Annotated in this window: 13 protein-coding genes and 1 other RNA gene; 7 read left to right on the top strand and 7 right to left on the bottom strand. The window is 30.5% G+C overall.

Going from position 1 to position 13,460, the window contains the following annotated elements; genetic code table 11:
* Window positions 1-92: 92 nt before the first annotated feature.
* A non-coding RNA gene (gene ssrS, locus DP68_RS19330) (6S RNA) lies at window positions 93-278 on the bottom strand.
* Between the two features lie 156 nt (window positions 279-434).
* Here ssrS and DP68_RS14320 point away from each other — a divergent pair.
* Both DP68_RS14320 and DP68_RS14315 read left to right on the top strand, forming a co-directional pair.
* Entirely contained in the window at window positions 435-1,736 is a 1,302-nt protein-coding gene (locus DP68_RS14320; RefSeq protein WP_291549437.1) for a DUF1576 domain-containing protein, read from the top strand.
* Window positions 1,708-2,049 carry a hypothetical protein gene (locus DP68_RS14315; RefSeq protein ID WP_035310669.1) on the top strand — a complete coding sequence of 114 codons (342 nt, stop codon included), beginning with the start codon at window positions 1,708-1,710 and terminating at the stop codon, window positions 2,047-2,049. The genes DP68_RS14320 and DP68_RS14315 overlap by 29 nt, the downstream gene beginning before the upstream one ends.
* 43 nt (window positions 2,050-2,092) lie before the next feature.
* On the opposite strand, the gene DP68_RS14310 is transcribed toward DP68_RS14315, so the two are convergent.
* Window positions 2,093-2,611 (bottom strand): nitroreductase family protein, encoded by a 519-nt coding sequence (locus DP68_RS14310; protein ID WP_035310667.1) that lies wholly within the window; start codon window positions 2,609-2,611, stop codon window positions 2,093-2,095.
* 253 nt (window positions 2,612-2,864) lie between these two features.
* On the opposite strand from DP68_RS14310, the gene DP68_RS14305 reads away from it, so the two are divergent.
* The 4 genes from DP68_RS14305 (at window position 2,865) to aspD (ending at window position 7,840) form a co-directional block, all read left to right on the top strand.
* A complete protein-coding gene (locus tag DP68_RS14305; protein ID WP_052085821.1) occupies window positions 2,865-3,614 on the top strand; it encodes a hypothetical protein in 750 nt (249 codons plus the stop codon).
* Window positions 3,607-4,410, top strand: a complete 804-nt coding sequence (locus DP68_RS14300) for a protein-glutamine gamma-glutamyltransferase (protein WP_035310665.1) — start codon at window positions 3,607-3,609, stop codon at window positions 4,408-4,410. The genes DP68_RS14305 and DP68_RS14300 overlap by 8 nt, the downstream gene beginning before the upstream one ends.
* A 129-nt stretch (window positions 4,411-4,539) precedes the next feature.
* Window positions 4,540-5,280 (top strand): sulfite exporter TauE/SafE family protein, encoded by a 741-nt coding sequence (locus DP68_RS14295; RefSeq protein ID WP_035310663.1) that lies wholly within the window; start codon window positions 4,540-4,542, stop codon window positions 5,278-5,280.
* Between the two features lie 931 nt (window positions 5,281-6,211).
* The gene (gene aspD, locus DP68_RS14290; RefSeq protein WP_035310662.1) at window positions 6,212-7,840 is read left to right on the top strand and encodes an aspartate 4-decarboxylase; all 1,629 of its coding nucleotides are present in this window, start codon (window positions 6,212-6,214) and stop codon (window positions 7,838-7,840) included.
* 122 nt (window positions 7,841-7,962) lie between these two features.
* Here aspD and DP68_RS14285 read toward each other — a convergent pair whose 3' ends face one another.
* The 4 genes from DP68_RS14285 to DP68_RS14270 all read right to left on the bottom strand — a co-directional run bounded on the left by DP68_RS14285 (window position 7,963) and on the right by DP68_RS14270 (window position 10,945).
* On the bottom strand, window positions 7,963-8,580 hold the full coding sequence (locus DP68_RS14285) for a GDYXXLXY domain-containing protein (RefSeq protein WP_035310660.1): 618 nt from the start codon (window positions 8,578-8,580) through the stop codon (window positions 7,963-7,965).
* Entirely contained in the window at window positions 8,564-9,646 is a 1,083-nt protein-coding gene (locus DP68_RS14280; RefSeq protein ID WP_035310658.1) for a DUF2157 domain-containing protein, read from the bottom strand. Before DP68_RS14280 ends, DP68_RS14285 begins: the two co-directional genes overlap by 17 nt.
* Window positions 9,627-10,115 carry a helix-turn-helix domain-containing protein gene (locus tag DP68_RS14275; protein WP_052085820.1) on the bottom strand — a complete coding sequence of 163 codons (489 nt, stop codon included), beginning with the start codon at window positions 10,113-10,115 and terminating at the stop codon, window positions 9,627-9,629. Before DP68_RS14275 ends, DP68_RS14280 begins: the two co-directional genes overlap by 20 nt.
* Window positions 10,116-10,411: 296 nt before the next feature.
* Window positions 10,412-10,945: a GNAT family protein gene (locus DP68_RS14270; RefSeq protein ID WP_035310656.1), complete on the bottom strand. Its 534-nt coding sequence runs from the start codon at window positions 10,943-10,945 to the stop codon at window positions 10,412-10,414.
* Window positions 10,946-11,188: 243 nt separating this feature from the next.
* On the opposite strand from DP68_RS14270, the gene DP68_RS14265 reads away from it, so the two are divergent.
* Window positions 11,189-12,295 carry a clostripain-related cysteine peptidase gene (locus tag DP68_RS14265; RefSeq protein ID WP_035310654.1) on the top strand — a complete coding sequence of 369 codons (1,107 nt, stop codon included), beginning with the start codon at window positions 11,189-11,191 and terminating at the stop codon, window positions 12,293-12,295.
* 626 nt (window positions 12,296-12,921) lie between these two features.
* Here the strand turns inward: DP68_RS14265 and DP68_RS14260 are convergent.
* Window positions 12,922-13,425 (bottom strand): NUDIX domain-containing protein, encoded by a 504-nt coding sequence (locus DP68_RS14260; RefSeq protein ID WP_035310650.1) that lies wholly within the window; start codon window positions 13,423-13,425, stop codon window positions 12,922-12,924.
* Window positions 13,426-13,460 lie beyond the last annotated feature (35 nt).

Here is a 13,460-nt window from a genome sequence, read left to right as displayed (position 1 = left end):
TAGAAACATAGCTGGAAATTTTTATTCATACAAAAATAAGAGATGACTAGTGTCATCTCTTATCATATATACTAATCTAATTATAATCAAAGAAAGTATCCAAAATACCGCTGCCCTAATTTTGACACCTATCTCTCCGATAGGTGGGTGTCCTCACAGATGCTTTATAGACCTTGCCATTTACGTTGGACTTATGAGTCAATTCACATCTAAATGTTGAACTCCCTTTTAAGTAATGTAGGTTCAAAATAAGAGCTTCACAAATATTTCAGAAATAAGGGATTAACCTTATGAAATTATTATATCAAATATCATCTAGATTGCAATAGGGAATTTAAGGTTGATAAAATTCTATTAAATTTATGTAAAGTATACATAAGTTTTTCAATACCAAAATATTATAGAACACTTAAAATTTCATTGGAGGTGTTCATTTGGAGGTTGTCGCTATTACAAAGGATTCTATAGATATTGGAAAAGAAAGAGTTTTAACTATACTTAGTTTATTTCCATTATGCCTAATCATCTTAGCTTTTATATTTGATAACCCTAAAAACATATATAAAGGACTTTATAGAATAGTTGTAAGTCCCGACATACTATTGACGGATTATATATCAGTTGGTGGAATTGGAGCAACATTTATAAATGCAGGTGTTTTAACCTTAGTAAACATTTTTATAATATGGAAATTAAAATTAAAAGTTAATGGCGCATTAATTGCATCTGTATTTACTATTATGGCCTTCTCGTTTATAGGAAAAAACTTATTCAATGTCTGGCCTATATATTTAGGAGGATACCTCTATGTTAAGTATCAACAAATAAATTTCAAAAACATAGTAGTAATAATGATGTTTAGTACAGCTCTTGCCCCAGTAGTAAGTGAGATAAGCTTTGGATTACATGTATCTATAAAATTAGGTCTTCCTATTGGCATACTATTTGGAATACTAATAGGATTTGTAATAACACCACTATCATCACATCTTATAAAAGTCCATGATGGATATAATCTTTATAATATAGGATTTACAGCAGGCCTCATCGGTTCTATAATAACCTCTGTACTTAGAGGTTTTGGTCTAATAATTAAATCAACAGAAATATTATCAACTGAATATGACTCATTTTTAAAGCTGCTTCTCATTTCCTGCTTTATACTCCTTATTTTCTTAGGATATTATATAAACGGCAAAAGCTTTAAAGGATATAAGAATGTCCTACATTATTCTGGTAAAACAGTTACAGACTTTACACAACTTTGTGGATATGGTATAACATTTATAAATATGGGAATTATGGGTTTAATAGGTATAGCTTATGTAGTTATATCTAAAGGAATTGTAAATGGACCTATTACCGCTGGAATATTAACAATGGTTGGTTTTGCAGCTTTTGGCAAACATCCTAGAAATGCTATACCTATTTTAATTGGAGTATTTATAGCAGCTAACATAAAAATTTGGGACCCTTGCTCGACTGTTGTTATAATAGGTGCATTATTTGGAACAACCTTAGCCCCTGTTGCTGGAGCCTACGGGCCACTTGCTGGCATTTTAGCAGGTTTTCTGCATCTTTCAGTAGTTATGAATATTGGAGTTGTTCACGGTGGGCTAAATTTATATAATAATGGCTTCTCTGGAGGAGTGGTTGCTGCCATAGTAGTTCCTCTTATTGAAGCATTTAAGAAAGGAGATTATCCTAATGAAAAACGAGCTAAAAAAAATCTCTAAGATAGTTCAGGAACTAATGGACTTTTGTCTTCTAAATGGAGCTTTAAATTTAAATATATCCTTATCTAACACAGAAAATTTCTTTGAAATCATTGCTCACTCGTATAATGTTACATCCTCTAATCAAGAAATTAATAATTTAAAACAAATTCTAAATTTAAAAAGACAAAGAGAAATCGAAGAATACTATTGGCAATTAGCTGGCAGTGATGAAGGCACTGATCAATTAAGCTTAATTGGAATGATGATTGATGAGGCGGAAGTTGAGTTTTCTCCTCCAAATTTAACTATAAAATTAATACGATATAAGTAAAATAAGAGGAGACTATAGCTCTCCTCTCATCATTAAAACTTACCTAAAACTTTTCCCTATGAATCTTTTCATATTTTAAACTTTCTTCTGTATAAGGTATTTTCTCCTCATCTTTATATCCTATGGATATTATGGATTCTACTGTATAATTTTCTGGTATTCCTAAAACTTCTTTTACGTATTTTTCAGCACTACTATCCTCATCATGCATCCTATTTCTTATTTGCACCCAACAAGATCCTAAGCCTAAATGCTCTGCTTCTAATTGAATTATTGTGGAAGCAATTGATGTATCCTCTACCCATACGTCAGTTTTAGTACTATCAGCAGCAACCACAATAGCAAGAGGTGCTTCTGATATAAAGCCGCTTGCATGCTGCTTAGCCTTACCTAGTTTTTCAAGTGTTTCTTTATCTTCTACCACAATAAATTCCCAAGGTCTTGTTCCCTTTGCAGATGGGGCTAATAATGCAGCTTTTATTAAAGTATCCACCTTGTCCTTTGAAATTTCCATATTCTTGTACTTTCTTATACTTCTTCTTTTCATTAATAAATTAAGCATCTCACGTTTTCCTCCACTCCGTTTGAAATTTTTATTTACCGGGTACCATGCCCATATCTACCATTTATTATATACCTTCATTTTTTAGTTTACCAGTAAAAATTACGATATATTCTGTTTATTTACTAATCATTAGTTATAACAACATTACATGTTAACATTTATAATCAAGAGAATTACATCTGACTTTCATATACACCTCTATGTCTCTTTTGCATATTATGTATTGTAATACTAAAAAGGTGGAATACATGTGTTTAGAGAGACTTTAAATTCTAAATCCCTGCTAAATAATATAAACCTAAAGGATACTCCTGAGAATTTAACCAAAAATTTTTATGAATTATCTAAATATGTTGGACTTGACAAAGATTATGATAAAACTTTTGATAAAATTGCAGCAGTTTTGATATGCAATTATAAGGACAACAGCATTTTACCTACTGTGGCAAATGCTATTTTTTTACGTCATAGAAAGGGACTTTTCACTCATAATTTAATTTGGTCCTTTTTTGAGGCCAAAGAACCATCCAGCTTAAATCTAATTGGCAATAAACTTCAATCTTCAAATTTAAAGGATGTTAAGTTAGCAGAAGAACTTTTGTCATTTATACCTGAAATAAATAGCTACAGAAATACAGATAATCTTAATAAGTATTTATGCTTCACTAACTGGATAGAAGATAATCAATCATTTTTAAAATTTACCGGAGAAAGCTTTCAACTTACAACTACTCCATGTCCATACACAATAGTTTATCCTGCTAAATATATTTGTAAGAAAATATCCGTTGATACTGGAAGGCCTATAACTCCTTTAACTAGATATGAATTCAGTCTTTTAGACCAATTTAATAAACTAGATGATGATTTTCAAAAGCTTCTTTCAAGCTTTTCACATGCCGTGTATCGTCAAAATTTATACTCTTGGAATACTTGGATTCATTCCCCCATTAACTCTCAAATAAGAAGTGCTAGAATGGGAGGAATTTATTATGATTAAAATTTCCGGGAAAAAACTTGATACAAAGGATATTATGCAAAAGTACTCATCAGATAGTATAGCAACTAAAATTATCAACATACTTAATTCAAGCAATAATGAATACGAATATACATCATTAAGTGAACTAGAATTTGAAATAAAATTTAGAATTAATATTATTAAAGCCTCTATGGAACTTTATAGAAGTGATTTCTCCTTTGAAGTTTTTGATGATGCTAAATGTAATGCTAAGTATTGGGAACTCACGCCAGAAGGAGGTTTTTTACTAAAAGATGGAGTAAAAGCTTCTGATGCTATTAGGGATATTTTTCAAAATGGAGATGAGTATGCTACTGAATGTGCTACAGCTATGGTAATTATATATTATAAAGCACTTTTAAGCATATATCCTGAAGAGTTATTTAATAAAGTTTTTCCTAAAATTCACTTAATGAATTGGCACTATATTAATAAAGAACTTCGTCATATAGGTTATGTCGAAAAATATCCTGATTATTTACCTGGTGATCGTAGGTATTTCAAAAATCCAGATGTGAATCCTGAAACCCCTGAATGGCAAGGCGAAAATGTCATCGACCTAGGTAATGAGACCTATTATGGTCATGGCATAGGTGTAGGAGATGCAGATGAAATTATAAATTCACTGAATGAAAATAGAAAAGAAGACTCCAAAACCTCTGCTTATTTTATGGATGTAGCAGCTCGCCCTAACTTTAAGCTATTATCTAGAATATATGACACCTTTATGTCCCAAACCCAAACTAGAAGATTTAGAAAGCTCTACTCAATATAGATTATTTTAAAAATATTTGCCCTCTGATTAGAATATATATATAATGATAAGTGAACTCTGTAAATAATTACCACTTGTTTACTATTGACCCAAGCCATTTCACAATTTCTTTAAGGAGGGATATATGCTATGAGCTTTTTAACTATCCTATTGCTTGGTTTTGTAATATTAATAGCTGATTTTTTAGAAGGGTTAACCGGATTTGGTTCTGCGGTGGTTGCTATGCCTTTTGCAATAATGCTTATAGGGATAAATATAGCCAGACCAGTACTTACAATTGTGGCATTACTTCTTGCAATTTATATTGTCATAATATCCCACAAGGACATTTTATGGGAGCATTATTTTAGAATTTTAGCTTTTGTAATTTTAGGTCTTCCATTTGGTATTTGGTTATTTGATAAACTACCTGAAAGCACATTAAAAAAAATACTTGGAGTATTTATGGTTTTGATTGCCCTAAGGGGATTATTTATAGCTTATAAAGAAAGTAAAGAAGGTAAAGAATTTAAAGCTATAAATAATTCTATATTAAGCATATTTTTATTTTTAGGTGGGTGTATACATGGAGCATTTTCCTGTGGAGGCCCTCTTATCATACTTTATGCTTCAGAAAAATTACCAAATAAAAGTAACTTTAGAGCTACCCTTTCAATGCTTTGGATTACATTAGACAGTATTATAGTATTACAAAGTGCTCTAAGTCATGCAATAACTAAGGACGTTTTAAAACTTGTCCTATACACTCTTCCCTTCCTTGCAATAGGCGCAGTTCTCGGAAACTTAGCCCATCATAGAATTAAAGATGGAGCTTTTACTAAGATAGTTTATGTACTTTTATTTGTTTCAGCATTCTTTATGTTCAGATAAAAAGGATATTACGACATTTTTAATGCTCTGGGTCGTATAGAATTTTCATCTAGGAAGGCGTTCATTTCTCCAAGAACGGCTAATATTTATAAATTTAAAATACCTAAGCCGCCTAAACTCGCTGTCGCTCAGACAGTAGGCGGCTCTTAACGGCATTTTGAATTTATAAATAAAAGCCGTTCTAAGGCTCGTTCAATGCCTTCTACGATAAAAATTCTATGCTCCTAGAGCATTAAAAAGTTCTTCATGTTAACTGCTGCAGGAATAAATTCAGCTAACTGAATTTCTAAGATATCTTAGTAATCAGTACCTAAAGATCTTTTAGGACGTCAGTCCTTAACATTACAGAAACTTATACTAAATAAATAAAAAATTTACAAGTTAAAGATATGGTAGTACAATAAAAGATTTCTGACAAAAAATAGAATACTTAATATCTTACGACCTATCGGTCTGCAGGCCTACTAGCTCTTTGATAATCGTCAATTTAAAAGGAATTTTCGCCAAAGCGAAATTCCATCTTTTAGTAAGGTAAGCATGAATGATATTTTTAATGTTGAACACAAGCAGGGAATTTGCATTGTAGAAAGCATTGAGCAAGCAATTAAAAGCTCTTTATTTCTGATTTCAAGGCGCCGTATAGAGCCTTCTATTGTTTGAGCTGTAGGCGAGTTTAGAAGGTTTAGGCGCCTTAAAAGGAAGAAATATTAGAGCTTTTTTGCGTAGCGAACGCTTTCATAAATGCAAATTCCCTGCGGGCGGTTCAACATTAAAAATGTGTCGCAATATTTCTAAATGGTTCAGGTATCAAATAAGTATAACTTCCTACAATATAGATAATGATAATTATATGTGACTTTATAATTTATAGAAATTAAAATTTTATGAAACTATCAAAATAGATATTGTGAATAGGGAGGCTTCAAAGTCTATGGATACACAGAATATAGAACGTGAACAAATAGAAAATATTTATGGGAAACTTAGTCCTTTTGAGCTTAAAAATAAATTAGTTACCCTTGCAAAAGATACTGCTGAAAAAAGCACCCGTACTTTACTTGATGCTGGAAGAGGTAATCCAAATTGGACTGCTGCTACGCCTCGTGAAGCTTTCTTTACCTTTGGATTGTTTGCTGTAGAAGAAACCCGCAGAGTATGGGATCAAGGTGATTTAGCAGGAATGCCTCACCGAGAAGGTATTTATAATCGTTTTAAATCTTACATAGCAAGTCATAGAAACGCGCCAGGGATAAAGCTTTTAGATAGTATTGTAGATTATGGCGTAGAGCATCTTAAATTTACTCCTGATGATTTCGTCTATGAACTTGCTGATGGAATCATTGGGGATAATTATCCTGTACCAGATAGAATGCTTATTCATACCGAAAAAATTGTATATAAATATCTTGTGCAAGAAATGTGCTATAATAAGCCACCTGAAGGAAACTTCAAGTTATTTGCTGTAGAGGGCGCTACTGCTGCCATGTGCTATATATTTGATTCATTAATTGCAAACAAGTTACTATCTAAAGGAGATAAAATTGCTTTAATGGTGCCAATATTTACACCTTATCTTGAAATTCCTCATTTATCTCGCTATGATTTTAATGTAGTTGAAATTAATGCATCAGATACTTCAGAAGGTGGAGCGCCTACTTGGCAGTATCCAAAATCTGAGCTTGAAAAACTTAAAGATCCAAGTATTAAAGCATTATTTGTGGTTAATCCAAGTAATCCGCCTTCTGTGGCAATTAGGCCTGAATCTGTTAAGCAATTAGTTCAAATCGTAAAGGAACATAACCAAAATTTAATGATTATTTCTGATGATGTTTATGGCACCTTTGTAGATGATTTTCGTTCCTTAATGGCAGATTTGCCTTATAACTCTATTGGCGTTTATTCCTTTTCAAAATACTTTGGTGTAACTGGATGGCGACTCGGAATTGTTGCATTACATGAAGAAAACATTTTTGATAAGCTATTAAAAGACTTACCACAAGATAGTAAGAAAGAATTACATCACCGTTATGAAGCACTTGCAGGTGATCCAGAGGATATTTCTTTTATCGATAGAATGGTAGCAGATAGTCGACAGGTAGCACTAAATCATACAGCTGGGTTATCAACACCTCAGCAAGTACAAATGGCATTTTTCTGTTTATTCTCTTTAATTGACAAGGAAAATAAATACAAACAGCTTACAATAGATATTTGTAGACGTCGTCAAAAGCTGTTATTTGATAGCTTAGGCTTAAACTTAAGAAAAGATCCTTATGATGCTTCCTATTACACAGAGTTCAATTTATTAGATTGGGCTTATAATTATTATGGAGATGATTTTGCAACATATTTAAGAGAAAATAAAAAACCAGTAGATATTTTATTTCATTTAGCTGAAAAATCTTCTATAGTGCTACTAGATAGTTCTGGGTTTCATGGACCCGAATGGTCCGTTAGAATATCCCTTGCAAATCTTCAAGATGAGGATTATATAAAGATTGGAGAAGTACTACATACTGTTCTTGATGACTTTGTAGCAGATTGGAAAAGCAAATTTTAATTACTAATCTTACTCATTCACCATTGACCAAAAACATACTCTATATTTTTGGTTAATGGTGAAGCACTTAATATCTTTTTAGTACTAAAAAGCCCCTGGATTTCTCCAAGAGCTTTTTTAAATTACTTTGAAATTACTTCCTTTAACAATGAATATCCCTTATATACTTTTACTTTTGCTAAAAGTTCTCCCTTTAATGCTTTATCTTCTAAATCCTTACCTGTATTTTCAGGTACAAAGTATTTATCTAATGAATAATCTACATTAATTCCAATAGCTTTAGGTATTATATATTTTTCTTTTTCCTTATCAAAGTTTTCATCTTCTTTGTCTGGGATTTCTTGAAGGGTATATCTATATTTTGCTTTAAGGTATATTCCCTCATTAGGTTTATTTAAGGACACTTTATCCACTTCATAAAAACCCTTGTTTTCCTTTAAAATTACATATAAATCTTTCTTTCTAAGCCGTCTAAAAGGCTCATATTCTTCTGTATTATCTTTAATATTTAAAATACTATCGTCAAGTTTATCTAAAGTGATCTCACTAATTTCATAATTTAAATATACATAGTCTCCTCTAAACACATCTCTAGGATCAAATGGTTTTGTTTTTATAAGAATTTCACTTCCCCAAGCATTTGTTATAGAAGGTTTTATAGTCATAGAAAGTAGTACAATAAATGGTATTATAAATGCCATTAGATATCTAAATCCTCTTTTTTTAATTATTTTTTTCATCTAAGGCACCTCCTAAATTCTTTCTAAGTCTTTCAAAGTAATAACCAAAACCTAATAATATAACTCCTCCAACAATGAAGAATATTGATTTCGGCATGAAGTCATATAATGTATCAAAATAATATCTTAAAATTAAAGCACACACAAATATAAGCGGTGTTAACATTCCTTTTTTAACTAACGTTAATAAATATACCAATAAAAGAATTCCACAGGTAATTGCTATAGCATTACCATTGCTTATGAAGTTTAGTTCTTCCCACGCATCTTTTGAAGTTAAAAATAGTCCACTTATTCCTAGGGTTACAAGACCTTCAAATTTAAATACCTCTAAGTTTAAGTTATGCTTTGTATAATACATAGCGAGACCTATTCCAAAGAAGATTAATATTACATATATAGCTTTCATATCTATATAATTTAAAAAGTATAGTAAGAAGTTTAATCCTACTAAGTTGTTAAAAAACGTTACTATTTTTGAAAAATTAAAATACTTATTTCCCGCATATAAAATAGCTAGAATTATTACTGAATAAGCTATTATATTATTATCAAAACTTCCATTAATATAAACCATAAATAAAATGTGAGTAAATATAAAAATAATTTTTTCTTTTAAAAACAATCCTATTGGTATTGCCCCTATTGTCCATAGTAGGAACGATTGAGTAAATTCTCCCCCGAAATGGAATATTTGTTCTATTAAAAATATTCCCGCCCCATAAATCAGCACACTTAAATACAATAATGCCTTTGAAGTTTTAGGGTACAACTTTTCCAGTTTAAATGAAGCAAATATTGAAAGTCCAAGTGCTAAAATGATGATACCCACCTTAAACGGTTTATTAATATACATCCAATTACTTGAAACAAAACTTAAAACTCCAAGTCCTACTAAAATTGCTCCTATAGTTACTAGGACTTTTATAAAATTCATTGATGATTCTTCTTCGTAAAATGTCATCATGTCATCTACTTGTTCTTTAGTAATTATTCCTCTGTCCCTATGCTCATTAAATTCTCTTAAAATAAATCTGTAACGATCTTTACTCAATTTCTTCTTCATTGTCTTTTCCTCCTTCCAAAAGGTCTTTAAACTGTTTTAAAATATAATCCTTATCAAAAGAACTGTACCATCTTCTGTTGTTTCCATCAATTATCCTATAGTGAGAGCTTATTATATTCTTTTGCAGCTTAAACTTTCCCTCTATATTGATATCCTTCCAAAATGCTTTGCCACCTCCCGTTATATTTTTAGGTGTAGCCATATTTTTAAATATTATGGTTTCTATAAGCTCTATAGGTTCATCTCCTAAAACCATTTTTAAAATTTCACTTTCTCTAAAAAGCCCGCATACTGCGATAACCAGTGTCCAAGAAGCTTCTATTCTTTCCTTCTCTATTTGTATCAAAGTTTTCTTGGAAATACCCAGCACTTCAGCCATCTTATCTTGAGAAAAGTTGTATTCACTTCTTATAAGTCTAAGCTTTTTAGAAACTATGCTGATAAGTTCTTCTTGCGTCAATCCCTCCATATTACCACCTCTATACTTTTACTCAACTAAAAATCTTACAATATTTTGTGTGCATTTCTATCTCTTTAGTGTAATTTTACACTATTAATATATGTTTTACAATATGTTTTTGTGAATATTTTTCCACAAATATTATAAATAATATTACTGGTTTTCATGACTTGCATAGTTACTATAACAAATAAAAAAAGAAATTGAATTGCAATTTCTTTTTCACTCACCATTCTATAGTACCTAATTTCCAACAAAATTTTTGTTGTGTAAAGGGACTAATCCTATATTTTATTAAATAGATTTTAAAATGTTATATTTCTTTTAAAGGCAGCCATGATTATCTCATCATAGTATTTTCCTTCCTTAAATATCTCATCTTTTAAAACGCCTTCTACTTTAAATCCACATTTCTCATAACATTTTCGAGCTCTTTCATTGAAAGAAAATGTACTTAACCTTATTTTGTTAATATTCATATTTTCAAATATGAACTCCATTAACACTTTCATGGCATCAGTTCCATACCCCTTGCTCCAATACTCCTTATCTCCAATCATTATTCCAACCGTTGCAACACGTGATATCCAGTTCACCTTTTGAATGCCACAACCTCCAATATATTTATTAGTTTTTACATCCTCTATTGCAAAATTATATTCACCGCTTTGATTAGCAGTTTGAGATTTTATCCAAGTCTCTTCTTCCCACAAGCTCATTGGAAATGGTATAGTTGTAACTAAAAACTTTTTAAGTTCCTTATCATTAACAAACGATGTTGCTATATTAATATCTTCTTCTTTATAAGCTCTTAAGCAAACCTTTTCTCCATAATACATTAACTTATCCTCCTATAATTAAAAATCCATTCTAGTATATCTTACCATAAACCTTTAGATCTATAAAAAAATTTATCAAGTAAGTTTATAACTAATTCTACTTTGCCTTCATATTATAAATTAGAAGTTTACCCAGTCCTAGCACTGGTCTCTACTAAATATATCACTTCCCAACTTTAAGAGTTAAGAACTAGGAGCGGTGATTAAAGGATAATTACACAACTTTCATAAAGGATGATTTAGATGAGTGAAGTAAAAAAATGGACTATTTTAATTTATGCCGATGGCAATAACGAAATGATTGATGTTATATACAAAAACATGCTAGATTGTGAAAAGTCTGGTTCTAACGAAAATGTCAATGTAATTATGCAAATTGGACTTATAGATTTTAATGAAGCCATTGGTATTAATAACTGGATTGGTGTAAGACGATATTATATAAAAAATCCTATGTCTTACTTAATAGAGGATTTAGGAAAAATTAATATGGCAGACCCAAATAATTTATATAAGTTTATAAAATGGGGATTTGACAATTACAAAGCTGAAAAATATATGATTGTATTGTCTGATCATGGTTCAAATTTTATAGGATGTATGACGGATTTAAGCTTAAATGCACCTTATATTATGGGCATACCTGAAATGATTGAGGCTATTAACTCTGCAGGTAAAAGTTCAAAATGTGAAATTGATACATTGGTTCTTGATATGTGCTATATGAATTCTGTTGAAATTGTTTATGAATTAGCACAATACAATAAAAGTGCAGTTACGAGCATGGTAACATACATTAGTCATGCCCCTTATGAAGGATTGCCCTATGATAAGTTTGTATCTTTAGTTACTGAACACAGTAATATAGATGGTTTAAACTTATTTCTCAAACACTTAATAGAGGACTTAAATTTATCACTTATAGCATATGAAATTAATCCTGAAAAACTGGAAAAAATCAAAAGTTTATTTAATGATTTTGCATATCTCTATATTCATAATAAAGACACACAGGACTTATCTCTCTCTGATTTGATAAAAAAAACTAATACTGAGAGTAAATTTTATGACTTTATAAAAGACATTAATGAATCCCTATTGTCCATTGTAATATATAGCAATGAAGATTTTAAGGGAATAAAGAACTCCATTGAAATAATCTCAGAGGACATTACAAGTTTGATATCTTTTTATTTCAAACTTTCCTTTGCTAAAAGTAATTATTGGATAAATTTATTAACTACTGATCCACTAGGCTTTAATTTACTTCCTAAAAATAAAGTTAATGTAAGGCTTGAAACTTCATCAGAGCCAGTTTTGCATTATATATTACCTTTTAAAAAACAGTGACTTTAAAATTAAAAATGTCTCCATTCACACTGCTGAAGGAAGGAATTTCGTTTTGACGAACTTCCTTTAAATTGACACTTACCAAAGTGCTGGTAAGCCCGCAGACCGATAGGTGGTAAAGTATTCGCCATTTTATTTTTTATCAAAAATATTTTATTGTATTATATTATCTTGAACTTATAAGTTAAATTTTTTCATTTATTTAGTATAAGTTCTGGTAACGTGCCGGGCTGCCGCCCTAAAAGATTTTTATGTGATAAGTACTAAAATATCTTAGAAATTCAGTTAGCTAAATTTCTTCCTTCAGCAGTTCACATGAAGAACTTTTTAATGCTCTAGAAGCATAGAATTTTTATCGTAGAAGACATTGAATAAGCGTTAAAACGGCTTTATTTATAAATTAAAAATTCCGTTAAGAACCTCCTACTGTCTGAGCGAAAGCGAGTTTAGAGGGGGGTAGGAACTTTTAATTTATAAATATTAGCCGTTATTGCATGATTTATAGAAATCTATGATTTCGTTATAAATCAGCACATCTCAGTTTGCTGAGATGTTACCATAACTCAATGACCTTCCTAGATGAAAATTCTATGCAACCCAGAGTATTAAAAACCGTCGTAATATTTCTATATCGTTACATTCTTTAAAAATTCCAAGTCTCTTTTTCTTATAAATTTCCCCATGTACTTTTCCGGATTATCCTTCTCTAAAATAGAAATTGCTTCATTTAAACTTACCCATTCTAATATAAAGCCATTATTTTTTTCTTCTTCTGTAAAGGACGTTTCTTGATATGCTCCTACTACTTTACATAAATAACAATAAGAAATTTGTAGTTGTTTAAAGTTATCCCTGTATTCAATTATCATTCCTAATTCATTTATGACATCTACTTCTACTCCAACTTCTTCTATTAATTCTCGTCTTAATGCAGTGATTATATCCTCATCTTTTTCAATTCCACCACCAGGAAGCTTATGATAATTGTCATTAGAAACATTAAGTATTGCTATATTATTTTCTTCATTAAATACAATGGCTCTTGATGCCTTTCTTATTTTATAACTTATCTCTTCATAAGTTTCTTTATTTGTAATATCCTTTTCAGTTATTTCCCTTATTAATTTCATATTGTTCTCTCCCTCAATAAATATCTTATTACATT

Origin of the sequence: Clostridium sp. HMP27, from assembly GCF_000765165.1 — a bacterium.
Classification (GTDB): Bacteria; Bacillota; Clostridia; order Clostridiales; family Clostridiaceae; genus Clostridium_AK.
This window is presented reverse-complemented; position numbering and strand designations above follow the sequence as displayed.

Bases quoted from the DNA above. Each gene is read 5' to 3' on its own strand.
- DP68_RS14300 (WP_035310665.1), top strand. From the start codon at position 3,607: ATGATTAAAATTTCCGGGAAAAAACTTGATACAAAGGATATTATGCAA.
- DP68_RS14285 (WP_035310660.1), bottom strand. From the start codon at position 8,580: ATGAAAAAAATAATTAAAAAAAGAGGATTTAGATATCTAATGGCATTT.
- aspD (WP_035310662.1), top strand. From the start codon at position 6,212: ATGGATACACAGAATATAGAACGTGAACAAATAGAAAATATTTATGGG.
- DP68_RS14295 (WP_035310663.1), top strand. From the start codon at position 4,540: ATGAGCTTTTTAACTATCCTATTGCTTGGTTTTGTAATATTAATAGCT.
- DP68_RS14315 (WP_035310669.1), top strand. From the start codon at position 1,708: ATGAAAAACGAGCTAAAAAAAATCTCTAAGATAGTTCAGGAACTAATG.
- DP68_RS14275 (WP_052085820.1), bottom strand. From the start codon at position 10,115: ATGGAGGGATTGACGCAAGAAGAACTTATCAGCATAGTTTCTAAAAAG.
- DP68_RS14265 (WP_035310654.1), top strand. From the start codon at position 11,189: ATGAGTGAAGTAAAAAAATGGACTATTTTAATTTATGCCGATGGCAAT.
- DP68_RS14270 (WP_035310656.1), bottom strand. From the start codon at position 10,945: ATGTATTATGGAGAAAAGGTTTGCTTAAGAGCTTATAAAGAAGAAGAT.
- DP68_RS14310 (WP_035310667.1), bottom strand. From the start codon at position 2,611: ATGCTTAATTTATTAATGAAAAGAAGAAGTATAAGAAAGTACAAGAAT.
- DP68_RS14280 (WP_035310658.1), bottom strand. From the start codon at position 9,646: ATGAAGAAGAAATTGAGTAAAGATCGTTACAGATTTATTTTAAGAGAA.
- DP68_RS14260 (WP_035310650.1), bottom strand. From the start codon at position 13,425: ATGAAATTAATAAGGGAAATAACTGAAAAGGATATTACAAATAAAGAA.